Origin of the sequence: Thiothrix fructosivorans (assembly GCF_017349355.1) — a bacterium.
GTDB classification, from domain to species: domain Bacteria; phylum Pseudomonadota; class Gammaproteobacteria; order Thiotrichales; family Thiotrichaceae; genus Thiothrix; species Thiothrix fructosivorans.
The window spans coordinates 46008-68872 of record NZ_JAFMPM010000006.1; the positions used below are offsets into that span (position 1 = coordinate 46008).

Annotated in this window: 19 protein-coding genes; 8 read left to right on the plus strand and 11 right to left on the minus strand. The window is 51.7% G+C overall.

Annotated features, from left to right (window positions below):
* Positions 1-8: 8 nt before the first annotated feature.
* Positions 9-1487, minus strand: coding sequence for an Asp-tRNA(Asn)/Glu-tRNA(Gln) amidotransferase subunit GatA (gatA, locus tag J1836_RS03430; protein ID WP_207249697.1), 1479 nt, complete (start codon positions 1485-1487; stop codon positions 9-11).
* 126 nt (positions 1488-1613) lie between these two features.
* A complete protein-coding gene (locus tag J1836_RS03435) occupies positions 1614-5477 on the minus strand; it encodes a choice-of-anchor L domain-containing protein (protein ID WP_207249698.1) in 3864 nt (1287 codons plus the stop codon).
* 224 nt (positions 5478-5701) lie between these two features.
* Here J1836_RS03435 and J1836_RS03440 point away from each other — a divergent pair, with 224 nt between their 5' ends.
* From J1836_RS03440 to J1836_RS03450, 3 genes are all read left to right on the plus strand, one after another.
* On the plus strand, positions 5702-6832 hold the full coding sequence (locus J1836_RS03440; protein ID WP_207249699.1) for an MltA domain-containing protein: 1131 nt from the start codon (positions 5702-5704) through the stop codon (positions 6830-6832).
* An 89-nt stretch (positions 6833-6921) separates the two neighbouring features.
* On the plus strand, positions 6922-7971 hold the full coding sequence (locus tag J1836_RS03445; protein ID WP_207249700.1) for an MltA domain-containing protein: 1050 nt from the start codon (positions 6922-6924) through the stop codon (positions 7969-7971).
* A 94-nt stretch (positions 7972-8065) separates the two neighbouring features.
* The gene (locus tag J1836_RS03450; RefSeq protein WP_207249701.1) at positions 8066-9301 is read left to right on the plus strand and encodes a coiled-coil domain-containing protein; all 1236 of its coding nucleotides are present in this window, start codon (positions 8066-8068) and stop codon (positions 9299-9301) included.
* A 6-nt stretch (positions 9302-9307) separates the two neighbouring features.
* On the opposite strand, the gene J1836_RS03455 is transcribed toward J1836_RS03450, so the two are convergent.
* The 3 genes from J1836_RS03455 to J1836_RS03465 form a co-directional block, all read right to left on the minus strand.
* Positions 9308-9736 (minus strand): type II toxin-antitoxin system VapC family toxin, encoded by a 429-nt coding sequence (locus tag J1836_RS03455; protein WP_207249702.1) that lies wholly within the window; start codon positions 9734-9736, stop codon positions 9308-9310.
* Positions 9727-9999: a type II toxin-antitoxin system Phd/YefM family antitoxin gene (locus J1836_RS03460; protein WP_207249703.1), complete on the minus strand. Its 273-nt coding sequence runs from the start codon at positions 9997-9999 to the stop codon at positions 9727-9729. The genes J1836_RS03455 and J1836_RS03460 overlap by 10 nt, the downstream gene beginning before the upstream one ends.
* A gap of 80 nt (positions 10000-10079) precedes the next feature.
* Positions 10080-11864: an ABCB family ABC transporter ATP-binding protein/permease gene (locus J1836_RS03465; protein WP_307792570.1), complete on the minus strand. Its 1785-nt coding sequence runs from the start codon at positions 11862-11864 to the stop codon at positions 10080-10082.
* A gap of 184 nt (positions 11865-12048) precedes the next feature.
* Here J1836_RS03465 and J1836_RS03470 point away from each other — a divergent pair, with 184 nt between their 5' ends.
* Entirely contained in the window at positions 12049-14085 is a 2037-nt protein-coding gene (locus tag J1836_RS03470; protein ID WP_207249704.1) for a TonB-dependent copper receptor, read from the plus strand.
* A 26-nt stretch (positions 14086-14111) separates the two neighbouring features.
* Positions 14112-14597 carry a copper chaperone PCu(A)C gene (locus J1836_RS03475; protein ID WP_207249705.1) on the plus strand — a complete coding sequence of 162 codons (486 nt, stop codon included), beginning with the start codon at positions 14112-14114 and terminating at the stop codon, positions 14595-14597.
* Here J1836_RS03475 and J1836_RS03480 read toward each other — a convergent pair whose 3' ends face one another.
* Both J1836_RS03480 and J1836_RS03485 read right to left on the minus strand, forming a co-directional pair.
* Positions 14598-15257 (minus strand): C40 family peptidase, encoded by a 660-nt coding sequence (locus J1836_RS03480; RefSeq protein WP_242632819.1) that lies wholly within the window; start codon positions 15255-15257, stop codon positions 14598-14600.
* A 75-nt stretch (positions 15258-15332) separates the two neighbouring features.
* Positions 15333-16295 carry a sigma-54 interaction domain-containing protein gene (locus J1836_RS03485; protein ID WP_207249706.1) on the minus strand — a complete coding sequence of 321 codons (963 nt, stop codon included), beginning with the start codon at positions 16293-16295 and terminating at the stop codon, positions 15333-15335.
* 113 nt (positions 16296-16408) lie between these two features.
* On the opposite strand from J1836_RS03485, the gene J1836_RS03490 reads away from it, so the two are divergent.
* Entirely contained in the window at positions 16409-17326 is a 918-nt protein-coding gene (locus tag J1836_RS03490) for an ROK family protein (RefSeq protein WP_207249707.1), read from the plus strand.
* Here J1836_RS03490 and J1836_RS03495 read toward each other — a convergent pair.
* From J1836_RS03495 to truC, 3 genes are all read right to left on the minus strand, one after another.
* Positions 17298-17711 (minus strand): hypothetical protein, encoded by a 414-nt coding sequence (locus J1836_RS03495; RefSeq protein WP_207249708.1) that lies wholly within the window; start codon positions 17709-17711, stop codon positions 17298-17300. The two genes, J1836_RS03490 and J1836_RS03495, sit on opposite strands and share 29 nt — an antisense overlap.
* Before the next feature lie 140 nt (positions 17712-17851).
* Entirely contained in the window at positions 17852-19078 is a 1227-nt protein-coding gene (locus tag J1836_RS03500; protein ID WP_207249709.1) for a hypothetical protein, read from the minus strand.
* Positions 19079-19216: 138 nt separating this feature from the next.
* Positions 19217-19960 (minus strand): tRNA pseudouridine(65) synthase TruC, encoded by a 744-nt coding sequence (truC, locus tag J1836_RS03505; RefSeq protein WP_207249710.1) that lies wholly within the window; start codon positions 19958-19960, stop codon positions 19217-19219.
* A 67-nt stretch (positions 19961-20027) separates the two neighbouring features.
* Between truC and J1836_RS03510 the strand changes: the two genes are divergently transcribed.
* Positions 20028-20459: a CBS domain-containing protein gene (locus tag J1836_RS03510; protein WP_242632712.1), complete on the plus strand. Its 432-nt coding sequence runs from the start codon at positions 20028-20030 to the stop codon at positions 20457-20459.
* A 1-nt stretch (position 20460) separates the two neighbouring features.
* Here J1836_RS03510 and ycaO read toward each other — a convergent pair whose 3' ends face one another.
* Positions 20461-22185 (minus strand): 30S ribosomal protein S12 methylthiotransferase accessory factor YcaO, encoded by a 1725-nt coding sequence (ycaO, locus tag J1836_RS03515; protein ID WP_207249711.1) that lies wholly within the window; start codon positions 22183-22185, stop codon positions 20461-20463.
* A gap of 155 nt (positions 22186-22340) precedes the next feature.
* Here ycaO and J1836_RS03520 point away from each other — a divergent pair, with 155 nt between their 5' ends.
* Complete coding sequence (locus tag J1836_RS03520) at positions 22341-22850, plus strand: anti-sigma factor (RefSeq protein ID WP_207249712.1); 510 nt, start codon at positions 22341-22343, stop codon at positions 22848-22850.
* Positions 22851-22865 lie beyond the last annotated feature (15 nt).

The following is a 22865-nucleotide window of genomic DNA, read 5'->3' on the forward strand; positions in this document are numbered from 1 at the left end:
TGTCCTCCTTACGCGAACTGGGCTGGCACTTGCGTGTGCCAGTCCGTCCATTGTTGGTACTGATGCGCAATGTTCAACATCCGCGCTTCCTCAAAATAATTGCCGACTAATTGCATCCCGACAGGCAAACCGTCCGCCGCAAAGCCGATGGGGAACGTCATCCCCGGCAACCCTGCCAAACTGACTGGAATGGTGTACAAATCTTCGAGGTACATTGCAATCGGGTCATCTTTTTTCGCACCGATACCGAAGGCGGTGGTCGGGCAAGAAGGCCCCATGATCACATCCACATCCTTGAATGCGGCTTCAAAATCCTGTTTGATCAGCCGACGAACCTGCTGAGCTTTCAGATAATAGGCATCATAATACCCTGCGGAAAGTGCGTAAGTGCCGATCATAATGCGGCGTTTGACCTCATCACCGAAACCTTCCCAGCGGCTGCGCTCATACAAATCCATCAAATCTTTTGGATTCTCACAACGATGCCCGAAACGTACCCCGTCAAAGCGTGACAGGTTGGACGAACATTCCGCCGGAGCAACCACGTAATACACGGGTACGGCAAGGTGGCTGTTCGGCAAGGTTACTTCCTTGATAATCGCGCCCTTGGCTTGGAATTCTTTAATGGCACGGTCAATCACTGCACCGACCTGCGCATCCAGCCCTTCGGCGAAGAATTCTTTCGGCAATCCAATCCGCAAACCTTCCAGCGAACCATTGAGGTTGGCGGTGTAATCCGGCACAGGCAAATCAACGCTAGTAGAATCGCGGCTATCCAAGCCCGCAATAATATTCATGGTAATCGCGCAATCTTCCGCCGACGGCGCCATCGGACCACACTGGTCAAGGCTGGAGGCAAACGCAATCATGCCGTAGCGCGAAATCCGCCCGTAAGTCGGTTTAATCCCCGTGATATTGCAGAATGACGCGGGTTGGCGAATCGAGCCGCCGGTATCCGTCCCCAACGTCATCGGGGCAAGCCGTGCCGCAATCGTTGCCGCACCACCGCCTGAACTGCCGCCTGGTACTTTGGTGGTATCCCACGGATTACACACATTCCCAAACGCCGAGGTTTCGTTGGAAGACCCCATTGCAAACTCATCCATATTGTTCTTGCCGAGCAAGACACCGCCAGCCGCTTTGAGCTTTGCCGCGACATGCGCGTCATACGGCGAAATGAAATTCGACAGCATATTGGAGGCGCACGTAGTCCGCACGCCTTCCGAACAGAACAAATCTTTGAGGGAATACGGTACACCCGCCATTGCACCCGTCAGTTCGCCCTTGCGGATACGGTTGTCGATGTCCACGGCTTGCGCTTGAGCAGACTCGCGGGTGACGGTAATGTAGGCATTTAATTCAGGGTTGAAGCGTTCGATGCGGTCAAGGTACGCATCGGTGGCTTCCATGACAGAAAATTTGCCCGTATGCACCCCGTCGTGAATGCCCTTCAAGGACAGGGTATGGATGGAATCAGCCTGCGACATGGTTTCTCCGTTTATGCCTTATTCCCCTCGCCCCTTGAGGAAGAGGGGCAGGGGTGAGGGGTAATCTATGAACGGCTTACTATAGTGTAAGCCGCTTACCGCTGGCAACCGTACAACAATATCAGACTAGCGTGGCAGACTACCCGTAATGATAAAATTGTTGCTGTAACTTAGGTTATCAGGGTGCATTAACACATTACCCAACAGTACGTTGGTATCATTGCTCGGCCCAGTGAACATGGCTGCACCGTCCATATTGAGATCCGTCGCGTAATACCCTAACAAACGGAAAGCTGTATTCACCAGTTTATTATCCGGCGACACCAAGATTGCTCCCAAAATAACACTGCCATCACTACCGGGGCCGCCCAAAATAATGGTATTGCTATTATTCGTATCCCCTGCCCATAACAATGCCAATGAGTTATTGATTAAACGGGCATTAACGCCACCGTACACCTTCGTACCCGGATGCGTGAAGTCAATCAATTCTGGAGGCGTTTTTAGCGGAATAGGCGCATTGGTCATTACCCCCAAATGGTTGCGGTGACGTACCACCACATAATAATCACCATCCATCACGTTGAATAATTGCAAGGTTTTCGAGCCAGTTGCGGCATCAACTACATCACCATCGCCTTGCAATAGCGCAGCCATAGCAGCCACCCGCACGGTTGGATCAAATTTATCACGCACTTCAACCAATACCCAATCCACGGGCGTATCCTTACCCGTGGCACTCATAACACTGGTAGACGCCGTTTCCTTACCAGGATAGTTGAACGGCGACACGGTGCTACTAGAATCCATATAACCAAAGGCACTCTTTAACTCACCATACGGCTGTAGGGTAGGTAAAACACCTTTCCGCAATAAGTCATTCGCCATCAAACCTGTCCTAGTGCTATACGGCCCTTGCAGGAAAACCCGTAATTGCAGCGTCACAAGGAAATCCTCTTCAATATCCAAATAAGCAGCAATGCCGTTGCCGTTGTTATCCACCGCATCGGCGGGATTACCATCCCCATTCGGGTCAGGCTTCTCTGTAGCGGTCGATGAACCGTCGTTATCATCGTCAGTATCGAGATAATCGAACTTGCTATCCTTATCGGTATCACGGGCATCATTTGGGTTGCCATCTTTGTTCGCGTCCGGCACTTCGTAGCGGGTCAAGACCGTATCGTTATCATCATCCGTATCCAGATAATCGGCGATGCCATCCGCATCGGAATCCCTTGCGTCCAAGTGATTGCCATCACCGTTCGGGTCGGGCATTTCATAGCGAGTCGCAATGCTATCGTTGTCATCATCCTCATCCAGCGCGTCGATAATGCCATCTTTATCATAATCCAACGGCACGGTTGAATCATCGACTTCAGGTTTATCGCCAATGCCATCACCGTCGGTATCCGCTTTCCACGGGTCAGTACCGACCACTTTTTCTACGGAATCCATCAAGCCATCTTTGTCATTATCTTCATCCACATCCTGTACCGACACGATCAGCACGCGCTCCGCACAAGCGCCCTGCGAGTCACACACTTTAATACCCACGATGTAAGCACGATCCTTATTGGCATCTTGCGGCTTTTCGTAATCAGGCGGTTTTTTGAACAATAACTCACCCGTGGCGGGGTTCAGGGTGAAGAGTGCATCATCCACTTGACCCGCTAATGTGTACACTAGCCCATTACCTTCGGCATCTTTATTATCATCAGCAGTTAAATCCAACACGATGACCGTACTGTTTTCAGGAAACGTGATGGCACTAGGGTTAGTAATACTGGGTGGCAGATTTTCACCACTGACATCCGCCACGCTCACTTGCAATGCCTGTGAATCCGTTAAACTACCATCGCTAACCATCACGATGACGTTATAGACATTATTCTTATCGCTATCAGTAGGCACTTCGTAATCGGGCGCTTTCAAAAACGTGAGTGCGCCACTGGTCGAGTTAATACTGAACAATGCAGCATCTGTACCGCCCGTAATGCTATAGGTCAATACAGGGCTATTCGCATCCACTGCCAATACGGTAGTCACGATTGTCTGATTTTCTTTCGGCTGCACCACTGCCGTCGCATTACCGCCATCACTGACAATATCCGGCGGCGCGTTCTCATCCGGCAAATTCGTCAACCCAATATAGAGCATTTGCTTATCGGACAAATCGCCATCGCTGACCGTGACTTCCACTTCGTAAGTCCGATCATGATTCACATCCAAAGGCTTCTCATAATCCGGTGCAGCCAAAAACCGTAAGCGCCCCGTAGTCGCCGTAATCTTAAACAGACTAACATCAGCCCCCCCGCTAATTCTGTAGGTCAGAGGGTCTTTATTCACATCCGTAGCATCCACATTCGCCGCTTCGATTTGGTTTTCATCAGCAAGCAGATGAGCCACATCACCGCCGCCATCGCTGGTAATTTGCGGCGCAGCATTGGTATTTTCAGCAATATTGGTCACTTGCACCGTCAACGCCTGCGTCGCGCTCAACGTACCATCCGTCACCGCCACTTGCAGCACGTAGGTATTGTTTAAATCCGCATCTGTGGGTGCTTCATAATCGGGTGCAACCTTAAAACTCAATGCGCCCGTTGTCGCGTTGATCGTAAAGCGTGCCGCGTCTGTGCCGCTAATGCTATAGATCAACGCATTCGCGTCTGGGTCAGTCGCCGTCACACTCGGCAAGCTCACCTGCCCTTCTGGTAGCGATAACGTCGCCGCTGCAACACCATTATTGCTGGTAATGACCGGCGGCTGGTTAGCAGGTTTATTGACCGGATTGACAGTAACACTCGCCGTATCATCTTCATTCGGGAAAATACTGCGATTAAACGGCGTGGAATCGGTGTCTTCATTGAACGCAAAAGTAATTTCGCCATTGACCCGATAGCTGCTGGCTGTACCCACTCGCGCCCGTACTTTCAGCGTTTTCGAGCCATTCGCCGCAATCGCATCCGCATCCCAAACACCCGTGGTCGCGTCATAACGTCCGGCGGAATCATCCCCGACCCACGTCAAGCCTGCTGGCCATTCCAAGCCGACTTGCACCAAACTGGTCGCCGTGGCCGAGGTATTTTTCACGGTATAGCTCAGTTCTACCTCGCTATTCCACGCCGGAGAGGTTGTGCTCGCACTCGCTTGCAAAGCAAGATCAACTGGCGTGGATTGCGTACTGGTTAACCACTTAAAAAATGCCCCAGAATCGTAGGCAGGGTCGCCCGCATCCGCTAATGCCAGCTTGATATGGTAGGTTTGCCCCGCTGTTAAGCCCGCCAAGGAAGCCGTCATAGGGCGCGTATAACCATCCAACTGTCCCTGATTACTGCCCGTGCCATTACCGTTATCCACGAAATACGCGACATTGCCGAGATTGCAACTGGCATCATCCGCATTAACCCCTTTCGCACCTGCGTTAACGTTGTTCACGGCAACCGCATCACCCGTATCCGGCATGAAAGCGGCATTCTTAACCCCGTTCAAGCCGGGACCGGACACAAACAAGCCAAAGACATCGTTGAAACGGCTACACACGTATTCTGGGTATTCCTCCGAGCCAAACGCAAACACGAAATTCACCCGATCGCCTTGCGGGGTAATATCGAATTCAATAATAGCAGGGTCGTATTTAGCGTTGGCGCTAATCTTGCCTAAGTCAGGGTCAAGGTATTGGATTTTGGTATTACTAGAATAGGAAGCACTACTGTTAGGTGCTTGCACACTACTAAGATTACCCGTACTAAGAAATACGCCGGTATTCACCCCTAGCACTTCCGCACCGCTGGTAAAAATACCGTATTGCTGCGCAATACCGTGCGTCACCGCGAGATTTCTAACCGATAAACCGGGGCCATCCAGAATCGTGGACATTTGTGATGGGCTAACGTTGGGGTTGTAAGCAGGTGCAGCCTGCACCAACACACCATGCAGCAATAGCCACATTACACCGAGTGGTCGTAAACCACGGCTAATTATTGTTTTCATTACATCACGTGCCCCAACTTTATTTGTATTTTTTTTAATCAGGCCACACTTTAAACCGCAGCCTGTTCATCGGATAATATCTGATAAGCGTAATTTATTCTACCATTACGATTCCACTTATCCGAATCTACCGTTCATGGCTTTTCGCACTCTAGCCCCCGCCGCATAATGCTGACTATCACACAATCCTCTCACCTAACAATAACAATGATAAGGGTGTCAATATGCTTCAACGTCGTCTGGCGACTACGGTATTAGTCGGCGCAATGAGCGGCGCGGTCACGCCATCATTTGCCAATGCGCCCTTATGGGAATCGTGGGCGCAGCCGTACCCACAACGCGGGCAGTTTGCGCCTAGCCGCGCTGGTGAGCTGCAACCACAGGTACAATTAGCGGCGTATGCAAAACCAGCCTTATTCGGCAACCCGATTCAACAAGGTTTGTTGGATTTGGCTCGCTTACTGGAAAACAAAAAACCATGGGATCGCCCTGCCCCGTTAGGCATTGGTCTTGCCAACAAAACCTTAATGGAAACAGTGCATCACTTACTCAACTGGCAGGGCGATTTAGTGCCTGCGGTATTAGCACAACAGTTTGACCTGATTCCCGTCACCTCCACCAAAGGCGAGGGTACTGGCATTTTTTCAGGGTATTACACACCGATTCTACAAGGCAGTCGCTTCCCTTCAGCCCAATACAACGTGCCGATTTACCGCAAGCCTGCCAATGCCAGTCAGTTGAGCCACGCCGCCATTGCCAATGGGGCATTAGACAGCAATCTTGCCATTGCGTGGGTAGACGACCCGTACCTGTTGTACATTGCGCAAGTGCAAGGCTCTGCCAAGATTCACTTTGCGGACGGCAGCAACAGCACACTTGATTACGCAGGTGATAATGGCGCAATCTTTCGCCCTGTCTCCACTTACTTAAAAGCCAAGGGTTATAATATCGGCAGTTTTACGCACGCGAATGTCGGACGCTGGCTAAATGAACGCCCCAACATTATGCAGGAGGCGCTGTTAAGCAATCCTCGCTATATTTTCTTCCACGAAACCCAAGACTTACCGCAAACGGCTTCGGGCAACTCGGTCATCCCCGGGCATACCATTGCGGTGGATAGCCGTTACATCCCGCATGGCGCGGTACTCTTAGCCGAATTGCCGCGCGTGAATGCTTTGGGCAAACTCAGCGGTGGCACAGAATGGCGGTTGTTATTCGCGCAAGATCACGGGCGAGCCATCAAAGGTAATGGGCGTATCGACCTCTACACCGGCGTGGGTAATAACGCAGAATCAGCCGCTTACAGTTTTTCTGGCATACATCAAGCCTTCATGCTGGTTCGCAAAGCCAGTTAAGAGCGCCGCTCAAAACGGTTAAAATAGCACTTGGATTCCCGTGTTAATCAGTCGATAATGATCAAAAATCATTCGCTTGAGGGAGTCCAATGTTTTTAAAGCCATTACTGGTGGTGGGCGTGTGCCTGCTCGCCAATCCAACTTATGCGGCAACCTGCCAAATACCCCCCACAGCCGCGCAACCGTTTGTATTAACGGAGGCGTGTATCGACAAAACGCCCGAATTACAACAAGCCTTGCTGGATTTATTAACCTACTGGCAAACGGCAAAACCGCTTATCCGCCAAGAAACCAGCGCGCAACGCCGCACCCTGGAACAACTGTTACATTGGGTCGAAGCACCACAGACAAGCGACGCATTCTTACCCGAAACCTTGCAACTCGAAGCCTTAGGCGCTCCTGACGATGACGCTTATCCGGTCGAGTTGAGCGGCTATTTCACACCCGTTATTGACGTCAGCGCCACCCCAACCGCAGCCTTTCGTTACCCCATTTACGATAAACCCAAATACGGAGCATTGCCTTCCCGCGCTGAGATTATGCAGGGCGCATTGCACGGCAAGGGTTTGGAAATTGCGTGGACGAATAATCCCGTCGATTATTATTTCATGCAGGTGCAAGGCTCTGGTCTGATCCGCTATGCCGATGGGCGTACCCAATTATTGGGTTTTAGCGGTAAAAATACCCATCCCTATGCCAGTATTGGGCGTTATATGCAGCAAAAAGGCTATTTACGCACCGAAAATCTCTCCAATGAGGCCGTGCGTGAATGGCTCAACAGCAACCCGCACAAGTTAGATGAAGTGCTCAACGCCAACCAATCCTTCGTGTTTTTCCGCGCCGTCAAAGACGTCATCCGCAGTGCGTTTGGTTTGCCTGTCGTGGCAGGGTATACCGCATCGGTGGATAACAGCGTGATTCCGTTTGGGTCTATCCTACTGGTTGAACTGCCTTTGCGTGACAATAAGGGCAAAATCGTGCAACATGAGTGGCGTTTATTGCTTGCAACAGACCGTAGATCGGATGAGCAAGGCATTACCAAGATCGGCATCTATACTGGAGAAGGGGAAGAAGCACGCGCAGCAGCACAACGCTTTTTTCCGGCTGGGCGTGCATTTATTTTACGAAGTGGGTCATAATTTCCCACGCCTTGTTGAACTGTGCAGGCAATTCACGCATCCAAGGCTATACTAGACAGAATAAATTATTGATTTAGACACAGGGTTTTCATTTATGTTGGGTTATATAGACTGGATTATCATTCTGGTTGCATTGCTAGCGGCAGTAGGTGCTGTACTGTTGTTATTACCACAAACCAATAGCAAGGAAACCCAAGAACTTCGGGTTGTCCGCCTGCAAGCCGAAGCCGACCGCAAACGTGTCGCCGAAGTGCTGGAAGTCACCCAACACGGTGCTAGCGATGCAGAAAACATCCTCATCAAACTCAAAGCGCAAGTCGAACAAACCACCCGCAGCTACGAAGCCAGCCAAGCCCGCGCCGAACAAGCTGAACGCATTATGGAACGCGTCACCACGGCTGAACAAGAAATACGCGGCATTTCCAGCCAACTTGGTGATCGCTTGCAACACCTGCAAGGCTACTGGGATGAACAACTCGGTGATTCCGTCGAAAGCGTCAAACGCATCCGCAGCAAGTTGCACGAAGGTCTGACCCAAGTCGATGACAGCCTGATTCGTTTACGCGAACAAGAAAAAATGGCGCAAGGCTTCACGCGGCGCTTGATCGAACACCACAGCGAGCAAGCCCAACACCAGCAAGAAAATGCACGCTTGTCGGCAGAAGTCCACAACCGTTTGGAAATCATGCTCAAAGAATCCAGCCATTTACTGGAGCAAATGCAGCGTTACCAGCAAGATGCCGATACGGTCTTCTTGAAATTCAACAACGAAATGGAAGGATTGGAATCTCAAGCCAGCGAACACTTCAACACGTTGTTCCAGAATACCGACTTGGCACGCCACGAGCTGACTTCTGGTCTGGAAGAAAGCCGCAAGCACGTCGAAACCATGCGCCGCCGCGAAGAGCAAAGCAACGACCTGAGCCGCCGCATTCACCAGCAATTCGAGCAAATCGACCACATCCGGGTGGAGCGCATTGCCAAAACGCTGGATCTGACCGAGCAAATGTCTACCGACTTGCACAAAGGCATGGAAAATGCGCGTGACCTGCTGTTCTCACTGGAAGTTGCCGTGCAACACGTTACTTCTAGCCTCGACACCAAACAACCTGCGCTAGCCTCTGCGGATACCACAGAAACGCCTGCTCTCCACTTGGTAAAAGAACCATTGGAAGCCTCCAATGCAGACGATGCAGTGGCGGTTGAAGACGCGCCGGATGCTGATGCGGAAGTTACCAAACTTGCCGACATTGGCAGCATTACGCCGATTAAAGCAGGGGAAGAAGAGCCGACTCCACATAACTTGATGGCGTTGCGGGCGTATCGTTAAGCAGCGCTAGACACTGGGTTCAAACCAATTTTCGACGGTTAGGTGGCTGTACATCGTAAAATCAGTCACGTTGCGTGTCACCAACGTTAACTGATGGGTGAAAGCCACCGCTGCTATTTCACCATCGGCAAAGGGTATCGTAATACCTTGCTTGGAAAGCCTGCCCCGTTCTTGCGCCAACCATTGTCCTGCGGGCTTCTCGTAGGGCAACACGGGCAAACCACTTTGATCAAGAAATGCTAAATAAGCCAACAGATTCAATTTACGCGGAGAATCCGGCAAACGCTCAAGCCCATAATGCATTTCATGCCAAACAGTAACAGCGGTGCAATATTCTCCGGCGTGCAGCTCTAATTGGCGTAACACCTGCTGGTTTGGCTGTTTTTTGGTAGGTTCGGACAGAATATTCGCATCCAATAAATATTTCAGTCCCATGAAAACTCCCTTGCAGGTGTACGGTCGCGCCAGCTATCGACTTCCTCATCCGTGAGGTCAACATAACCGTATTGCTCACGCCATTGCATCATCGCCTGAAACACTGCCTTACCTGTATTGAACAATTGTTGATAACGTTGTTCTGAAATCAACACAGCAACGGGTCTACCGTGTCGTGTGATGTGGATGTCACCGCCAGCTTCCGCTGCATGTATTAACCGAGGTAGGTTATTTTTTGCCTCAGCAATCGTACTTAGTTCCATAACAAGACTCCGTTAACTTTTATAGCCATAAAATAGCTATAATTTAACGTATTGTAAATGCGAAAAACTCAGCACCAGCCTTAACGCGTATCGTCGCGGAGTTGAAGTTCCCACATCCTCTGGTACTGCCCACGCAGTGCCAGCAACTCGGCATGAGTCCCCTGTTCCACCACCCTGCCCTGATCCAGCACCAGAATCCGATCTGCATCCACAATCGTCGAGAGCCGATGCGCGATCATCAGCGTGGTATGATGTCCTGCTACTTCGTGCAAGGTTTGCTGAATCGCCTGTTCGGTAGCGCTATCCAGTGAAGAAGTTGCCTCGTCGAAAATCAGAATCGGCGGTTTTTTCAAAATAGCGCGTGCAATCGCCACGCGCTGTTTTTCACCACCCGACAGTTTCAAACCGCGCTCGCCCACCATCGTTTCCCAACCATCCGGCAAGCTGTCGATAAAGGTGCGAATATGCGCCATATCTGCCGCCCGCTCCAGCTCCACTTGCGTCGCCTGCGGATTGCCATACTGCAAGTTGTAGCGGATCGTGTCGTTAAACAACACCGTATCTTGCGGCACAATCCCAATCGCCTTACGCAAACTGGCTTGCGTCACCTGCGCAATGTCTTGCCCATCCAGCAAAATGCGCCCGCCCGTCACATCGTAAAAACGGTAAATCAAGCGCGACAAGGTAGATTTACCCGCACCACTATGCCCCACCACCGCCAGCTTCGCCCCCGCAGGCACACTAAAACTGACTCCGCGCAAAATTTGGCGTTCCGGCTGATACGCAAAATCCACCGCTTCAAAACGAATTTCCCCCTGCGTCACCTGTAATGCTGTCGCATTCGGCACATCCCGCACCTCTTGCGGCGTTTCCAGCAAACGAAATACCATATCCATATCCGCCAATGTGTATTTCACCTGCCGATACACAATCCCCAGCGACCCTAGCGGCAAAAATAATTGCAGTAAAAACGCATTCACCATCACCAAATCACCGATGTTCATCGCACCCGTCACGACCCCGTTAGCCGCGAAAAACATAATGAACGTCACCCCAATGCCAATAATGGAAGCCTGCCCAAAATTCAGCAACGACATGGAGGTTTGGCTTTTTACCGCCACATCTTCCCACTGACCCAGCGTTGCGTCGTAACGTTCCAATTCCAGCTTTTCATTATTGAAGTATTTGACCGTTTCATAATTGATCAGGCTATCCACCGCCTGATTGCTGGATTGCGAATCCAAGCGGTTCATTTCATGGCGGTGATCCATACGCCATTCGGTGATTTTAATGGTGAAAAACACATACACTGCCACGGTAGCAAACGTGATTAACGCAAATACGGGCGCGTAATTCCCTAACAAAATCACTGCCACCAAGCTAAATTCCACTGCAATAGGAATAATGCTAAACACCATGAAATTCATCAGCGTGCTCACCGATGCCGTGCCGCGCTCCAGATCACGGCTAATCGCCCCCGTTTTACGTTCCAGATGAAAGCGCAGTGACAGGTTGTGCAAATGCTCCAATACCCGCACCGACATTTTGCGCATCGCATGGTAACGCACCCGCGCAAACACTGTGTCCCGCAACTCGTTGAACAGCGCACTCGCCAGCCGCAATGCCCCATACCCCAGCAACAAAATCACGGGCAAGACCAACACCTGTTCCGGCTTGCCTTGCAGCACATCCACAATGTCTTTTAACACCACGGGCACACCCACATTCGCCACCTTGGACAAAATCAAGCAAGCCAGCGCAAACAACGCCCGCCCTCGGTATTCCCACAAAAACGGCAGTACCGATTGCAAATTATGCCAATCACGGCGGTTAACATCGGGGCGTTCAGTACGGTTGGGCATCATGAGGGGGTACGTATCCGGTTACAAGTTGACGGGGATGATAGCGTGAAATGACACAGCAAGCGCGGCATTTCACACGTCTTCATCAGCAAATGAATATATAATAACATTATAAATCAAATAGTTAATTATTGGTACGCTAATTGCTATGCCCATACATAAGCAACAGATTTTGAAAGGTTTACCTATGCAGCCCACTCTAGCCCGTTTGACCCTACTCAGCTCCTTACTGGTCTTGAGCACCACGCCCTTCGCCGCAGACACGCTGACCATCGACATTAAAGCCAAGAAAAAAGCTCCGTCACCCAATGAAGTGACCCCACTATCTGCCGAACGCAGCGCGGTATTGCCTGCCGATGGCGGCGATTTCCTCAAGCAATTGAACGGAATATCCGGCAGCCGCTTTGGTGGACGTGGCATCGAACCGATCATTCGCGGGCAATCACAAACCCAGCTCAACGTGTTGCTAGACGGCGCTTACGTGCACGGCGGCTGCCCTAATCGCATGGATCCACCCGCCAGTTGGGCAGCCTTAGAAACCTACGAAAAAGTCACGGTCGAAAAAGGCGTGCAAACCCTGCAACATGGCGCAGGCGGTAGCGGTGGCACGGTACTATTCGAGCGCGATACCCGCAGCATTATTGACCCCGAAGACGGCTGGAGCGGCAAAGCCTCCGCCACCACCATGAGTAACGGCGTGAAACACGACGTATCCGGCGATGTCACCAAAGCCACACAACAAGGCTATGTGCGTGTTTTCACACAGGATCGTGAAGCCGATAATTACGAAGACGGGGATGGCAAAACCGTGCGTTCCTCCTACCAACACAAACAAGCGGGCATCGTGCTAGGCGCAACGCCAACTCAAAACCGCCTGATCGAATACAGCTACGAAAACAACGACTTTGCCGACGCACTCTACTCCGGCGCGAGCATGGATAGCCCAGAAGAATCCGGCTCAATTCAACGCCTCAAATACCAAGACCAATTCGAGGGCAAGGTAAACAACGTCGATGCCGAGGTTTACACCAGCAATATCGACCACCTGATGGACAATTACAGCCTACGTCCACAAACGGGCATGAAAATGGCAGTACCCACCACCTCCGATACCGTCGGCGGCAAACTGGCACTGACCTCCCGCGTGGGCAATACTGACATTACTTACGGCGTAAACATCCAAAACCGTGCACGCGATGCCGTACAAAAAAATATGTCATCCGGCGGTGTTGTCACCGGGCTAATGTGGCCGGACGCGAGCACTGAGCAGAGTGGCGTATTTGCCGAAGCCACCCGCAAATTCGACACAGGCGACAAACTCAAAGTCGGGATGCGTGTTGACCAAGTGGATGCCGCCGCCGCGAAAGCTGGAGTCGTCGCAGGTGGGCGTACCGCCAACCAAAACTACAGCGCGGTTTACAGCACGACCGCCACCGATAAGCAAGAAACCAACGTCAGCGGCTTAGTACGCTACGAAAAATCCCTCAATGCCACCACCACTGCTTTCGCTGGTGCAAGCCGTACCGTGCGTACCGCCGATGAAACCGAACGTTATATCAGTAAATGGGGCATGACTGCGCCCGACCGTTGGGTAGGCAATCCCGACATTAAACCCGAAAAACACAACCAGCTCGACCTCGGTATTAGCCAACAACGCGACAAAGTGCGTTGGACAGGCACAGTCTTCGCCGACCAAGTAAACGATTTCATCTTGCGTGACAAGGTAGCTAGCGGTGCACAAACAGGCGCACAAATCTACCGCAACGTCGATGCGGAAATTCTCGGTGCGGAACTCGGCGCGGAAGCCAAATTGACCGACAAACTGCGCCTGTCTGGGGATGTTGCTTACGTCAAACGTACCAATACCGCCGATAATCGCCCGCTGGCACAAACGCCACCCGTCAACGGTAAAGTACAATTGGACTACAATGCAGGCAAGTGGAGTGGCGGCACACGCGTGCGCTTTGCTGCCGGACAAGACCGCATCGACACCAAAATGGTCGGCGTAACCGAAGTGGGTGAAAGTGCGGGTTACGGCGTGGTCGATGCTTACGGACGTTACAGCCTGAATAAATCGACTAAAATGCGCTTCGGGGTGGATAATCTCCTCGACAAGACTTACGCCGAACACGTCAGCCGCCGCAACCTTGATCTGGGCGGCACGATCGAACGTGTCAACGAGGCCGGACGCAGCGCATGGCTGAAACTCGAAACTGAATTTTAATGTTAACGTTAGACAGGATACACCGCATGAAACATTTAGTGCAAACCGCTATTCTCAGCACCCTCATTTCCTTGACCGCCGCGTGCCAAGCCGAACCGGATGCAGGCAAAGCCGCCGCCAACAACGCCACCGCAGCGGATAGCGTTACTGTGGAAAATGCTTACGCTCGCGCCGTGCCGCCGGGTCAACCCAATAGCGCCGCGTTCCTGACGCTAGTGAATACGTCAGACACGGATCACAGCTTAAAAGCGGCTGCCAGCCCCGTTGCCGCTACCGTAGAATTGCATACTCACACCAATAACAATGGCGTGATGGAAATGCGCCAAGTACCACAGATTGATGTGCCCGCCAAAGGGCGTACCGAGCTAAAACCGGGCGGTTTTCACATTATGTTGATTGGTCTGAAACAGGATATGAAAGCGGGTGAGAAAGCCGTGCTGACCCTGACCTTTGAAGACGGCAGTACCACCACCGTGGATGCACCGATTCAAGACATCAACGTTGGTCACTGATCAGACCACGCTGTTGGGAACAAGCGGCTGACGCGCCCCCGGAATACGCCCAAAGCTCACAAACCGCTTTTTCCAATACCCATCCAATTTGCTCACCATAATCGGCTTGCCGGTACGGGGCGCGTGTACGAATTTGTCCGATCCCAAATAAATGCCAACGTGACTCACGCGTTGCCCGCGTGTTTTGAAAAAGACCAAATCGCCGCGTTCGGCTTCTTTCAAAGGCACTTTATGCGCCACTTTATACTGTGCCGCTGCGGTACGTGGAATGTCCACCCTCGCGCCTTGCCCGAAGGAATACTGGGTCAAACCGCTGCAATCGAAGCCCTTCATCGGGGTATTTCCCCCCCAGCAATAGCCTTTACCGCATTGTTTGAGGGCGCAAAACGCTACTTTATCCAGCGTGGTTTTGGCAACGGATTGCGTCGCTAAGGGCGTAACGGCGGGTTCAATCGGCAGGGCTGCCACGGCAATCGGCACTTTTTGCAAGGTTGTGGTATGGGTTCTGGCAGGGTTTTGGGCGAACTTGGTTTTATCGGGCTGAATGGTTTGCAGGGGCAGTTTATCCGCCACCTGTGGATTTAACCCACAGCCCGTTAGCGTTAGCATTGCCGAACCCAATACGGAATATTTCAACACAGCCATTTCATCGCTTAACATCACTCAACACTCCTCAGCTTGTCCTTAACTATCAGTTTTGGCAGAGAAAATGTTGCTGTGCTTATCCTTCCCGACCTATGGCATGAAAGGAGCGCTAAACTGTTTTTTCAAGCGGTAATTGAGGGCATCACGGCTAATACCCAGCAAACGCGCCGCATGAGTTTTGTTATTTTGGGTGCGTTCTAAGGCTTGATTTAGCAAGTCACGTTCCAGTTCCTCCAGATTCACACCATCATCTGGCAGGCTAAACGGCAATGGGCAGGCAGCGGCGGCTGACGAGGAACGTACATCCAAGGGCAGATTAGACGCGGCAATGTCGCGCCCTGCTAGCAAAATACTCAAGCGTTCACACACATTGCGCAATTCGCGCACATTGCCGTGCCACGCGTGACGCTGTAAGTGCTGACGCGCGTCTTTCGTCAAGCTGGCTTCGGGCAAGTTGTGCTGTAACGCAAACTGGCGCAGGAAATGCTTGCTTAACAGCTCCACGTCTTCCTTGCGCTCGTGCAGCGTGGGGAGTTCCACCGGAATAATATTGAGGCGATAAAACAAGTCTTGGCGGAAAGTACCTGCTTGCGCCATTGCGTATAAATCGCGATGCGTTGCTGCAAACACGCGTACATTAAGGCGTTTAGGTTGCGTTTCACCTAAAGGCAGGATTTCGCCAGATTCGAGGAAACGCAACAGTTTGGCTTGCAAACTTAGCGGCAATTCACCGATTTCATCCAGAAACAGCGTACCACCGTCGGCTGCACTCACGAGTCCGGTGTGCTGACTGTCTGCACCCGTGAACGCGCCTTTGCGATGCCCAAACAGCAGCGATTCTGCCAAGGTTTCCGGCAATGCCGCGCAGTTAACGGTGATAAAGGCTTGTTTGGCACGAGGGCTGGTGGTGTGCATGGCACGCGCCACTAATTCCTTGCCTGTACCCGACGCGCCAGTGATCAGCACGCTGGCATCGGTTTGTGCAATCAGGTGCGCGGAACGCAAGATGGCTTCCATCAGGGGGGAACGGGTAAGAATGTTCGTAAACTGCATAGTAACGCCTGCCATTTTCGTCTATGTTCAACAAAGTCTGGCGTAATTTAGCATTGTTTAGCAAGAGCGTGTCATGACTTAAGGCAGATTTTGGGAAATGATCGGGGTAGCGCGTGCGTATTGGCATTGATTTGGGCGGAACGAAAATCGAAGTATTGTTGCTGGATGATGCGGGGCGGGAATGTTTCCGCAAACGTTTGCCCACGCCGCAAGGTCAGTACGACGCTATTTTACAAACCATCAAGCAATTGGTGGATGAGGCAGAATACCATGCGGGGCAAGCCTGTAGCGTGGGTTTGGGCACACCCGGAGCGATTTCACCCGCCACTGGCTTGATGAAAAATGCCAACTCCGTGGTATTGAATGGCAAACCCGTGCAACAGCATTTGGAAGCCTTGCTACAACGCCCGGTGCGCATCGAAAACGATGCCAATTGCCTTGCCCTATCCGAAGCCACCGATGGCGCAGCCGCTGGCGGCGGGTGCGTGTTTGGTGTCATCGTCGGCACGGGTACGGGTGCGGGCATCGTGATCCACGGCAAGGTCTTAACCGGCGCAAATGCGATTGCGGGCGAATGGGGGCATAACCCATTACCGTGGCCGCAACCGGATGAATTACCCGGCAAACCGTGTTATTGCGGCAAACACGGTTGCATCGAAACGTGGTTATCAGGAGTCGGCTTTGCAGCGGAATATCAGCTAGCCACTGGTACTACCCGCGCCTCGGCGGATATTGTGCGGTTGGCGACAACGGGCGATGCGCAGGCAGAACAGCTATTACAGGCTTACGAAGAGCGCATGGCGAAAAGCCTTGCGCACGTCATCAATATCCTCGACCCCGACGTGATCGTACTCGGCGGAGGCATGTCGAATATTCAACGACTGTATACCAACGTACCGCAACGTTGGGGACGCTATGTATTTTCGGATCAGGTCAATACGCGCTTAGTTGCGCCCCATTTTGGGGATTCCAGCGGCGTGCGTGGTGCAGCATGGCTAGGAACTAACCACCTCGATAAAAACGGTTATTAACCCCCAGTGGTCTGGGTGGTATAACGCTGGGGCTTGCACTAGGTAACGGTAACGGAGTCACCACAGCTCGCGGCAAAATAATGGGTTGAATGCCTAACAGCGTTAAGCTAGCCTGATGATCCACCGCTGCATCCGCCCGAAACGGGATGGATTGATTTTCCGAAAACGAACACGAACCACCATACGTCATCAGCAAACTGTGTAACGCTGCCGCACCTTGATCACGGCGGTGGGTGCAATGGGTGAGCTTGCCTGCATTGATGCCAAAGCGGCACGAGGTGTTATTGTCAGTGGCAATATAGAACGTACCAGTCTGTTTATGCCCAAGCACAACAGCTAGTCGCTCCAGAATTTGCGCCAGTGTGAGGGATGAATGCCTTTCCATAGAAACCTCTGGGGTGATAATGCGCTAGTTATTGGTGGTTACTGCTGGAAAGGTAGCAATAACCGTACCACTTTAGGCAAACCTCCCCCACAACGGTGGCATAGTCACGACATAACCATGCCACCCAACGGTTTGACGGCTTAGCTCTTGCACAAATCAAACTCAAAGCATTCATTGAGTATTTGATTGATGGTCACACCAAAGCATACCGCGCCCAGTTTCAACTGGTATTTGCCTGCGCGTGCACCACGCGTATACAGCACAAACTCACGGGATTTACAGGTCGGCTGATTGTCGTGGCAATGCGTAATATCCCCGAAACAAATCGGTCCAATGGGGACAACCATCACGGATGGCGTACCATCCGGCAAATACGGCACAGCATTGCCAGCGGCATCCACCACTTGCAGGTAATTGATCATGACATTGGTGAAGTCGATATTGGTATAGCAGTTACACAGGGTAATGCACAAAATTTCCACGTCATCGGTTTCCATGTGGTCACACTTGCTGTCACCCCATGCGATGGACATACACGGTTTAATCTCTGGCAACTTGACCGCTTTACAACGCTTGCAGGCATTGCAAATAGCTTCGGTCAATAGCGTGGTGTATTCCTCCACGGTCGGGGGATTGCCGATAAAGGCAGCACCACCCGTTTGCGCGGCGAGATCGTGGTAATTTTGCACCGTCGCGGGGTTAGATGCACCAGAACCGGGCGCAAGGTGCAAAAAGACACTGACCTGATTTGCCTGTGCTGCTGCAATGGCGTTGCTGGTCGCCAACGTATCACTCGCATTTTGCGGATCGCCCTGATCAAGCGCTTCGTCGCTGATGTAGAAAATGCTGCGACAAGCGCCTTCTCGCCAATCAAAACAGCGCGACAAATCGTTAATCGCATCCGCACCCTCTTCCATTTGCCCCTGCGCACTGCCGGAATTGGTCGTGGAAGCGGCAAAAGCACAGGGTGCGCCCCCATGAGTGAGGTAATCGCGGTAGGTTTCAGTGAATTGCGTACCTGCAAAACTGCCTTCGATACCCAACCATGTCACGCGCAAATGATTGGGGCAACGCTCGAACGCGGCTTGAATGGCTTGCTCAGCCGCTGCCGACACCGCCGCCGCCTTACCAGACATCGAGCCACTGGTATCAATCAAAACTACGAGGTCGGCGAGGCGCTGGTGATCCCCACACGGGGTACAATCACACGGCTCACGCTCGTCGCAGGGTTGTAAGTGCTTCTGTTTTTGCCCGCATTTACGCGCCACGTGTTCATCCACTTTTTGCATAATTTGATGGCATTTTTTACGCGGATTAGGATGCTTTTCATCAAGCATAGCGCTTAACGATTCCTTATAGAATTCCATGACGATTCTCCTTTTCAATGATGTAGTTAGCCCTTAATAACCTGTAACAATAACGTGTTATTAATTTAATCATCACCTCAAAGAGAGCAGAGAACCATCACCTTAATACGGTATTTTTTTTGACATATATAACGCACTCTAGTGATTATTATTAATATTGATAATAACTGGTTTTGCGAAGAGTTTAGCCACCAGCGTTGAAAAATCCAGCGACAGTGGCGCAATCAAGTTCAAAATATCGGCACTGTACGGATGGGTAAATTGCAACGTATGTGCGTGCAATAGCAACCGCTGGCAATCGAATTGCTCTCGAAACAAGCTATTATGTTTGCCATCCCCATGAGTCGTGTCGCCGACAATCGGGTGAAAAATATGTTTCAGGTGGCGGCGGAGCTGGTGTTTACGCCCCGTTTTGGGTTGCAATTCGAGTAGCGAATAACGGGCGCTAGCATAACGTCCCACGGGGTATGGCAATTCAGTCGTGGCAAGGCGCTGGTAATACGTCAGCGCTACCTGCGCCGGTTTATCTAGATCCGCGTGGGCATCCGCCATTTTATCGAGTTCCTCCCTGAGCGGATAATCAATCACCCCACTCTCAGCCGTATGCCCACGCACCACCGCACGGTAGGTTTTTTGCACCTGCCCTGCGGTAAATTGTGTGTTCAGGCATCGCGCTGTGTCGCTGTCGAGCGCAAACAGCAATACGCCAGAGGTGGGTTTATCGAGCCGATGCACCGGATACACCTTTTGCCCAATCTGGTCACGCGTAAGCTGAATAGCAAAGCGCGTTTCGTGGCGGTCAATCAGGCTGCGGTGTACCAGCAACCCGGCAGGTTTATTGATGGCGACGAGGTAGGGGTCGCGGTAGAGTATTTCCAGCATGGGCATGTGCGTTTTCCGTGGAGGGGGGCTAGTATTATAAGGGTGGGAAGCGGAGCGAAGGAGGAAAATGATGCAAACGATACAACAGGTACTCGCCAAAAAAGGCGGTGAAGTGTTCAGCACCAGTCCGTCAGTTGCGGTGATTGAAGCGATTAAAACGATGGCTGAGAAAAAAGTAGGCGCATTGCTGGTATTGGAGGATGGCAAACTCAAAGGCATTATCTCGGAACAGGATTACACCCGCAAAGTGATCCTGACCTGTCTTGATGCTGACAAAATGCGGGTGGAAGACATCATGACACGGCAGATCGTGGTGACACGACCTGACCAGTCGATTCAAGAGGTGATGGCAATCATGACCGACAAGCGCATCCGCCACCTGCCGGTGATGGTGGATGGCGAGTTGGTCGGGCTAGTGTCGATTGGCGATCTGGTCAAAGAAGTCATTTCTGAACAGCAGTTTATGATCACGCAATTGGTGCGGTATATTCAAGGGTAGTTCAGGCTTGCAGTGTCGGATGCACCTTCCGGTATGCTGCCAATAAACGCTGGTGCATGTCGCAGCCGTGCAATTCCAGCGTCGGCGCAGCTATGCCCCAGAAACGCAAACTGCCATCCAGCAGGCCTTGCGCCTGTTGCAATGCGGTTGCGCCGTACAGCAAACTAATGTTCGGTGAATAACCCTCGACATCATCCATATCCAGCAAGGCTTCGATACAGCGGTACACACGGCGGCGTTCTTCACTGATTTGCTCGAAATGGCGAATCCACTGGCAACCTTCACGGATAGCATCTTCATCATCCATCGCCAATGCCAGCAAGGTTTTCAACTCACCCACGCGCAAATCCGCCCACAAAGACCCCGCGTCCGGCGCAAGCCCAATCAAGGCGGCGACGGGCTGGTGATCATCCACGCCCAGCTCTTCGATGGTATCAAACAGCTCAGTGCATTCTTCATCTTCCAGTTCCGGTAAATGCAGAATCGCTTCACGCACTGCATTACCCGTGCTGTTATTATCCCACTCCAAATCTTCGATCTGATAGATTTCGGACATTTCCGGCACAATAATACGGCAGGCATACACGCCCAAATGCTCGTAATCCATGATGTACGCGTCGCAATCTTCCGCATAAACACGCTCCAGCAAATACTGGCATTCTTCCTGCGTGGTGCCGCTGAAATTCCAATCCACGAATTCATGGTCTGGCTCGCTCCACAAGAAATCCCAGTGAATCGGGCCACTAGAATCAATGAAATGCGTTTCCAGATTTTGCGGGCTAGCCACGTCTTCCAACTCAAAACTGGGTTCGGAGAAACCTGCCAAGCGATCCAACGCCCTGCCCTGCAATAACTCGGTCAAAGCACGTTCCAATGCCACTTCAAAGCGCGGATGTGCGCCAAAGCTAGCGTAACAACCTTGATCGTCGGGGTTCAGCAAGGTCACACACATCACCGGATATTCCCCACCCAATGACGCATCTTTCACCAGAATACCGAAACCCGCGTCACGCAACGCCTGAATTCCCGCCTCAATGTGTGGATAACGCGCAATCACCGCCGCTGGTACATCCGGCAGACAGATTCCCTCAGCAATAATGCGGAACTTGATGTGGCGCTCAAAAATTTCCGATAAGGCTTGGGTACGCGCTTCGGTAGCAGTATTGCCCGCCGACATGCCATTACTGACATATAAGTTGCCGACCACATTGACAGGAAACCATACCGTTGTGCCGTCGCTTTGGCGCACATACGGCAACGCACAAATGCCGCGCTCTTCATTACCGGAGTTCAGGTCAACCAGTTTAGGCGCATCCAACGCAGATTCAGGATCGTAAAAGCTTAAGGTGGACTCATCCAGCAAGCCTGCGGGTAATTGCCCGCTACCATCCAAGGGAAACCATTGCTCGCTGGGGTGATGCACGAAATTGCTATTGGCGATGGTTTTGCCCAGATAAAAATCTGCCCAGAAATAGTTGGTGCTGAGGCGTTCAAAGTATTCGCCTAACGCACTCGCCAACGCGGCTTTAGCGGATGAACCTTTGCCATTGGTAAATAACATCGGGCAATCGCGGTCGCGAATGTGTACTGACCACACGTTAGCCACGGGATTCAGCCAAGAGGCTTCTTCAATAGTAAAGCCGATGCGCTGGAGTTTTTCCTGCATCGTCGCGATAGAGGCTTCCAGTGCGGCATCTTTGCCCGGAATAAAGGTTTGTGCTGGCATGAGGGGAACTCAGTTGGGGGTGGTTCGTCAAACTTTAGGTGAACCATTTTAGCGCACTGCACAAACAGGCGTCTTATTATTCGTTATAATTAGAGGATATTGTTATGACTACATGTTGCAGTCCCGCTTTAAAAATAGACAAAAAGGAAGGTTGTATGTCACGGAGTGACGCTTCCAGCAAAAATTGGTTAATACTCGCGCTGCTATCGGTGTTACTGATCGTGGGGTTAGGGTATGCCATTCAGCACTTGCGCAGTGTCCATGCCGAAGCAACCACCACCGATGGCTTAGGTGAGCTACGCACGCGTCTCTTAGCTGACCCTAGCAGCGTTAGTGGTAATTGGTTGCGCACCCTAAACCCATTGGTCAAAACCGTACAAGGAGATGTGGTGTGGAACAGTGCGCAACAACAAGGCGTCATGCGCTTTATCGACTTGCCCAAGCCGAAAGCAGGCACATTTTATCAATTGTGGTTATACGATGCACGCGGTTCAAGCAGTGAACCTGTTTCAGGAGGAATCGTCACGCAAGGCGCGGGAGATAACGAATTACTGGCGCTCATTGAATCACCGCAAGTGGTGAATGAACCGTATAAATTCGAATTCAAACTACACCTTGCCCCTCAGACAACGGATGGCAAAGTGCTGCTCATGATGCAGCCTTAATGGGGCTTCACTGGC